This window comes from Streptomyces sp. NPDC001532 (genome assembly GCF_040298625.1).
Taxonomy (GTDB): Bacteria; Actinomycetota; Actinomycetes; order Streptomycetales; family Streptomycetaceae; genus Streptomyces.
The window spans coordinates 230229-236579 of sequence record NZ_JBEPAL010000009.1 but is presented as its reverse complement, the minus strand read 5'-3'; the positions used below and the strand labels follow the sequence as shown (position 1 = coordinate 236579).

At 68.7% G+C, this 6351-nt stretch carries 8 protein-coding genes and 1 pseudogene; 3 read left to right on the top strand and 6 right to left on the bottom strand.

Features of this window, described 5'->3' with window-relative positions:
• The first annotated feature begins 159 nt into the window (after positions 1–159).
• Complete coding sequence (locus ABT232_RS12080; RefSeq protein ID WP_351839238.1) at positions 160–1065, top strand: tetratricopeptide repeat protein; 906 nt, start codon at positions 160–162, stop codon at positions 1063–1065.
• Between the two features lie 118 nt (positions 1066–1183).
• On the opposite strand, the gene ABT232_RS12075 is transcribed toward ABT232_RS12080, so the two are convergent.
• The 5 genes from ABT232_RS12075 to ABT232_RS12055 all read right to left on the bottom strand — a co-directional run bounded on the left by ABT232_RS12075 (position 1184) and on the right by ABT232_RS12055 (position 3783).
• Positions 1184–1582, bottom strand: coding sequence for a hypothetical protein (locus tag ABT232_RS12075; protein WP_351839236.1), 399 nt, complete (start codon positions 1580–1582; stop codon positions 1184–1186).
• 104 nt (positions 1583–1686) lie between these two features.
• Positions 1687–2127: a hypothetical protein gene (locus ABT232_RS12070; RefSeq protein ID WP_351839234.1), complete on the bottom strand. Its 441-nt coding sequence runs from the start codon at positions 2125–2127 to the stop codon at positions 1687–1689.
• Between the two features lie 60 nt (positions 2128–2187).
• Entirely contained in the window at positions 2188–2499 is a 312-nt protein-coding gene (locus ABT232_RS12065) for a muconolactone Delta-isomerase family protein (RefSeq protein WP_351839232.1), read from the bottom strand.
• A 79-nt stretch (positions 2500–2578) separates the two neighbouring features.
• On the bottom strand, positions 2579–2944 hold the full coding sequence (locus tag ABT232_RS12060) for a YybH family protein (RefSeq protein ID WP_351839230.1): 366 nt from the start codon (positions 2942–2944) through the stop codon (positions 2579–2581).
• A 125-nt stretch (positions 2945–3069) separates the two neighbouring features.
• Positions 3070–3783 (bottom strand): SDR family NAD(P)-dependent oxidoreductase, encoded by a 714-nt coding sequence (locus ABT232_RS12055; protein WP_351839228.1) that lies wholly within the window; start codon positions 3781–3783, stop codon positions 3070–3072.
• 268 nt (positions 3784–4051) lie between these two features.
• Here ABT232_RS12055 and wrbA point away from each other — a divergent pair.
• Positions 4052–4661: pseudogene (gene wrbA, locus ABT232_RS12050) on the top strand (NAD(P)H:quinone oxidoreductase).
• Positions 4662–4804: 143 nt separating this feature from the next.
• Positions 4805–5425: a TetR/AcrR family transcriptional regulator gene (locus ABT232_RS12045; RefSeq protein WP_351839227.1), complete on the top strand. Its 621-nt coding sequence runs from the start codon at positions 4805–4807 to the stop codon at positions 5423–5425.
• A 175-nt stretch (positions 5426–5600) separates the two neighbouring features.
• On the opposite strand, the gene ABT232_RS12040 is transcribed toward ABT232_RS12045, so the two are convergent.
• Positions 5601–6320, bottom strand: a complete 720-nt coding sequence (locus tag ABT232_RS12040) for a hypothetical protein (protein ID WP_351839225.1) — start codon at positions 6318–6320, stop codon at positions 5601–5603.
• Positions 6321–6351 lie beyond the last annotated feature (31 nt).

Genomic DNA, 6351 nt, shown 5'->3' with positions numbered 1-6351 from the left:
CCTCCGTGCGGTGAAGATTCGACACCTCCACCACACACGGGGGTCTTCGCCACGATCAAGACCGACCCGTGTCAACAACGCTCGTGATCAATACAGCTAGCCGCTGGTGTGGGTCTCGCACGGGTCATGGCTCACTGCGGAGGCAGTCCGGCGGCAGCCGTGCACTACCTGGCCGGTGCCATCACCTCCGCGCCCGAGAACCCCGAGCCCTACTCGGTCCTGGCGGAGCTGTGGCGGGAGCAGCCCGCGGAGCTCGCCGAAGCCACTCGCGACGCCGGCTCCTTGAGGGCGGTACTGGCACAGTCGTACATCAGCTTCCTGCGGTCCGACATGGACGGCGCGGTGATGGCGCTCGGCTCCGTCACGGGTGCGCAGCCCGGCATCGCGTGGGCCAGAGCGCCTTGGTTCAGCGATGAACGCTTTGTCGGTGTGGTGAGTGCCGAGGCGCTGGCCGAGGCCGCGATGCGGATGATGGACTACGGCCATGATCTGGACACCGAAGGCGTGCGGGAGCGGTTCCGGCCGTGGTTCGACGCCATCGACCTGGTCTCGGCACGCCGGCCGCAGCCGGAGGCGTTGGCCAAGATGGCGATCCTGCTGCGGGCCTGCGGTCTCACCGATGCGTCGTTCGCCCTCTGCGACCAGGCGGACTCGGTCGAGCGGATCATGATGACGGAAGTGGTGCGGGCAGGAACATGGCGCAAGCTGGGTGATCCCCAGCAGACCGCGGCGGCGTTCGAACGAGCTCTTGCCCTGGACCCGGCCAACTGGTCCCTCTACCTCGACCTGGCCGATGTGCGGGCCGAACAGGGAGACTTCGCCTCCGCGGCCCGGCTGATCGACGAGGGGTTGCGGTACGAGCCGGCCGAGCTCTCACTGCGCGCGGCCGGGGCTGCCTATCGGGCGCGGCTCACGGGTTCGCCCGCCGAACTGAGCGAACTCGTCGAACTGGCACCGAATCTGCCGAACGACTCGTACCGGGACCTGCTGCTGGACGTCGCATGCGCTGGTCCCGCCCTGCCCGCCGAGCTCGTCGACGCGGCCCGCCGCATCCGGAACGGCTGAGGCTCTTCCGCCACTCGACGAGCGGCAGCTGCCGCACGCCGGAGCCCCGGAGCCCCAGAGCCCCGGCGACGCGGGGTGCGGAGTGCGGGCCCCGGGGCTCCAGGGGCGGCGTACGAGGTCAGTAGGCGACGAGGCCTTCCTCGTAGCCGATGCGGAACTGCAGGTAGAACTTGGTGCCGTCCTTGACGTCCGTCGCGGCCAGTCCCCAGCTGCCCGCGTTGATCCAGCGCCAGGCGTTGCAGCTGACGCCGCCGCTGGAGGGCAGGAAGCAGGTGCGCACGTCGTCCCCGTACACGGGCTTGACGTTGATGTCTCCGCAGTTGGACGTGGTGGTGGCCGAGCCGGAACCGGGCCACCGGTGATACGGGGAGACGTAGGTGGTGACGAACGACTTGGCACTGCCGTAACAGGACTGGACCCCGGTGGGCGCTGCGCTCGCCGTGGACGTGGTGGCGGCGGTCATTCCGCCGGCCGCCAGGGCAGCTGCCGCCAGGACCCGGACAGCGCGTGATCGCATACGCATGCTTCCCCCTTGTCCGCGCCGGCCGATCCGACGCGGTGCGGACACTACGATCCGCACCGGCATTCGAATAGGTCACGTTCAGGACAATGCACGGCGGATCATGGAGCACCCGTTCCCTGGTTCTGATAGGAAGCGACCCGGGTGGCCACCAGAGTGCCGTTGGCGGCCGGATCCTGCGGCACGGGAAGAACCTTGTCGCTGCTGCACATCAGCTGGACCTTGCCCGCCTTCGCCAAGGTCACCACACCGGTGGCGCTCAGCGACGCCTGGTTGTAGCCGGTGCCGCGAGGCGTTGCCATCGTGGGGCCGTCCGTGATGTGGCAGCTCGCCGCGTCGGCGTACAGCAGGAAGACCGATCCGGTGAGGGTGTAGGTGCCCGCGGGAAGCGACAGGGCGACGACCTGTGTCTTGGTCGCGCCGATCGAGTTCACCGCTTCGGCCTTGTAGGCGTCGACCGGGGCCTCGGTCGCGGCGGCGGCCGGCTGGGAAGCGACGGCGGTGGCTCCCGCGTAGGCGATGGCCAGCACGGCGACACACACGTTTCTCCGGGCGGCACGAGGCAGGGCACGGGCACATCCCCGGCCGAGCCCGTCACGGGGTCAGGCGGCCGTGCTGGTTCCGCCCGCGCCGCCGGGGTCGTTGGGGTGGGGTTCGAGCGGGGTGACGGCCGCGGTCATCCAGGGCCACAGCGGCAGGGTGCCGAGCACCTTCTCCCGCAGCGCGGCTTCGTCGTCGGCGCGCCACAGGCCGATGCTGCGCAGCTCTCCGACCGGACGCCACAGGCGTACGAGGTGTCCGCCGGCCGCGAGTTCCCTGGCGCGTACGGATTCCGCGGCGCGAACCCCGGCGACCTCGGCCGGGTCGGTGCCCTCGGGGACGGTGGTGGTGAGCTCGACGAGGAATTCACGCATGGTCTTCTCCATTTCGGTCGAGGCGCCATGGACGCCGACGAGCGGGGGAGCGGGGAGAGGGGGGGGGGGGGGGGGCACGTCAGTCCTGGGTGCCGACCCGGGAGACGTGATACTGGCGGATCTTCCAGTTGTCGTCCTCGCGGTGCAGGACGAGGGACAGGTGGACCTTGGCCTCCCACCCGTCCGCACCGCTGAAGGTGACGTCGGCGAAGCCGCCGGCGACCTCTTCGCCGAGGGTGTAGGTGTGGAGGACCGTCACAGCGGCCCGTCGGTCGGCGTCGACCGCCTCGTAGTACGCGCGTACCGCGTCCCGGCCGGCCACGACCGTCGGTCCGAAGCCCTGGAAGAGCGCGTCCGGGGTGTACAACTCGGCGATCACGTCCGGCTGGTGGTTGTCGAAGGCGGCCTTCCAGCGGTCCAGCACGTCGTGCATCGGGTGACTCATGGTCCTGGCTCCTCTTTCTTCCTCGATGACGGCTCTCGTAGTTCATGGTCTGCTCCGGGCGCCGAGCCCGCATCGCTGGACGCTCCTGCGGGCAGGTGGCCCCTGGCCCAGGGCGCCCGGCGGAGTCAGTGTCCGGCGGTCTGGCCGCCGTCGACGGGCAGGATCACACCGGTGGCGAACGGGGCGTTCTCCAGGTAGACGACCGCGTCGGTGATGTCACTGATCTCGCCCATGCGGCCCATGGGGTGCAGCTCGGCGAGCGCCGCGTGGTACTGCTCCGGGTGCATGGGGGTCTTGATCGTGCCCAGGGCGACGGCGTTGGAGCGGATTCCCCGGGAGGCGTACTCGATGGCCAGGGCCTTGGTGGCGGCCTGGAGCCCGCCCTTGGACAGGGAGGCGAGCACGGAGGGCACGCTGGAGTTGGGGTGCTCGACGAGACTCGTCGTGATCTGCACGATGTGCCCGCCGCCCTGTTCGAGCATCTGCGCGATCGCGGGCCGGCTGATGTGGAAGAAGCCGCTGACGTTCACACCCATCACCGCCTCGTAGTCGTCCTCGGTGAACTCGGTGAACGGCTTCGAGATGAAGATCCCGGCGTTGTTGACGAGTGTGTCGATGCGGCCGAACCGCTCCAGGCCCGCCGCGATGACATGGTCGGCGGTGGCACGGTCGGAGATGTCGCCCTGGACGGTGAGGACGTCGGCGTCATCCGACTCCTCGATGCTGCGCGAGGTGGCGACGACGGCGTAGCCCAGCTTGCGGTAGGCGGTGACGAGTCCCGCGCCGATGCCCTGCGATGCGCCGGTGATGACAGCGACCTTCTGACCTTGAGCGTTCATGACGGCCTCTCTTGTGGGAAGCGAGCGGCACTAGCCGACCGGTCATGTAAAACTAGACGACCGGTCGGCAAACGTCAATGCGGGCGCATGGTGCCGGGTCGTGTGATGAGGGCTACAGGAGTCGGACTTGCTTTTTTGTAGACCGGTCGTCTAGCTATTGGAAATAGACCGGTCGGCTACCTCGACCGATCCCTTCGCACTCACCCGATCGCACTCATTTCGACTGCGTTCCTTCGACCGCACTCATCCCAGAACGGAGACCGCGACCATGACCACTCCCGTGAACGTCGCCATCGTCTACTACTCCTCGACCGGCACCATCACCGAGATCGCCAAGGAACTGCGCGATGCCGCGGTCAAGGCCGGCGCCGAAGTCCGCCTGGTCAAGGCGGCGGAACTCGCTCCCTGGGAGGCCATCAAGTCCAATCCGGCCTGGGCCGCCAACCACGCCGCCACGGCCGACATCCCGGAGGCCTCCACGGAGGACATCGAGTGGGCCGACGCGGTCCTGTTCGGCACCGCGACCCGCTTCGGCAACCTCCGCCCAGCTCAAGCAGTTCATGGACACCCTCGGAGGCCTGTGGGCCCAGGGCAAGCTGGCGGACAAGGTCTACAGCGGTTTCACGTCGTCCGCGACCGCTCACGCGGGGCAGGAGACGACCCTCCAGGCGCTGTACACCTCGGTCCACCACTTCGGAGGCATCGTCGTCGCCCCCGGCTTCACCGACCCGGTCAAGTTCGCGGACGGCAACCCCTACGGCACCTCCCACGTCGACGGCCAGGGCACCCAGCCCGTGGGCGAGACCACGCGCGCCGCCGCACGCCACCAGGCGGAGCGCGTCGTGAAGATCGCCGCGAAGCTGAAGGCCGCCGCCTAAGGGGTACGTGAGGGGGCGGTTCTCTCTCGACGCGCAGGTCGGCGCCGCTGTGAGCAACGGCGCCGACCTGCTTCCGTACCCGGGGGGAGGGACTAGATGACCGGTTTGCTTCCGAACTAGTCGAATGGTCGTATACTGAACCCATGGGACGGACCAGCGATGCCAGGAGCAAGATCCTCAATGCCGCGCAGTCTCTGATCGAACTGCGGGGTTACTCGGCACTGGGCGTGGCGGAGATCTGCAAGACGGCCGGTGTGCCCAAGGGCAGCTTCTACTACTTCTTCGAGTCCAAGGAAGCCCTGGCGCTGACCGTGCTCGACGAGCAGTGGACCGCTCAGCGACGCGACTGGGATCGCGCCCTGCGGAGCGACCAGGAGCCCCTGCTGCGACTCCGGCAGCTCTTCGAGGAGACGGCGGCCGCTCAGCGCGCCGGCCAGGCGGCATGCGGGACCGTGTCCGGGTGCATGTTCGGCAACCTCACGCTGGAACTGAGCAACCAGACGGAGCCCATCCGGCAGCGTCTGCAAGAGATCTTCGACGCCCAGGTCGACATGGTCGAAGAGGTGATCGCGGTCGCCCTGGAACGCGGTGACGTGCGGGTCGCCGACCCGCGTGACGCCGCCCGTTCCGTCGTCGCGCAGTTGGAGGGGCAGGTGCTGTTGGCGAAGCTCTACAACAACACCGCCCAGCTCGACGCCCTCTGGCTCAACTGTCTCGCTCTCCTCGGAGCGCAGGATCCCGAGCTGGACGGGGCCGCGGTCTGACAGGTTCGTCCGACTCCACCGGCCGCGGACCCTGGTCCGGGCGAGAGGCGCGCGGTGGGCGGGGCGCGGAGCCCCTGACGGTGGCTCTCAGCCCCCAACGGCACTGACACTCACCCCTCGACCTTCTCGAAGGTCGAGGGGTGAGTGTCAGTTTCGGGGACCGGGCCAGGCGGCGTCACGTGAACTTGACGTCGTCTATGTCGATGGTGACGAGCTCGATGTCACGCACCACCACGCCACCCTCACCGAGCGGGTGCACGCGGCGCCTGGTGGGCACCACGATGCCACCGAACTCCGCGTGGTCGAAGGTGTAGTGCGCGGCCGGTCCGGCGTCGAGGACCTCCGCGGTGTAGTCGTGCCGACGGAGCAGCCCGTCCGCGTCGAAGTAGAAGACCTGCTCCCGGCTGTGCGTGGCGACATCCTCGGGGAACGTGACCTTGAGCCGACTCCACGTCTCGTCCCCCTCGGTCACGGCAGGCAGCTCCTCGGTTCGGAAACCGGGGGAGGCGAAGGTGAACGGGGACGTCAGGTAGGTCCACATCGCGTAGCCGGCGAAGTAGGCGACGTGCAGGTCGTCCCAGGGGGTTTCGAGGGTGTGGCCGGCGAACGCGTCACGAGGCGACCGGCGCTCGGCCTGCACCTCGCCGAAGTCGTTCTCCACGGCCACCCGATCGGCGCTGAACGAGGTGCGAAGCCCCGGCGCGGTGAAGGGGTAGTGGCTCGCGTGCTGTCGCCGTAGATCGACTCGTACGGCGGCACGATCGAAGACGCCCTCCTGGCCCTTCATGGCCCACAGAGCCCCGCCGGAGCGGAAGTCGACCGTGACTGCGTCGTACTGCGTGTAGCGGTCCAGGCCGCCGTGCGCCTCGATGACCTTGGCGGTGAGATCACTCATGGTGCTGCTCCCTGAGAGTGGGTGGAGTGGG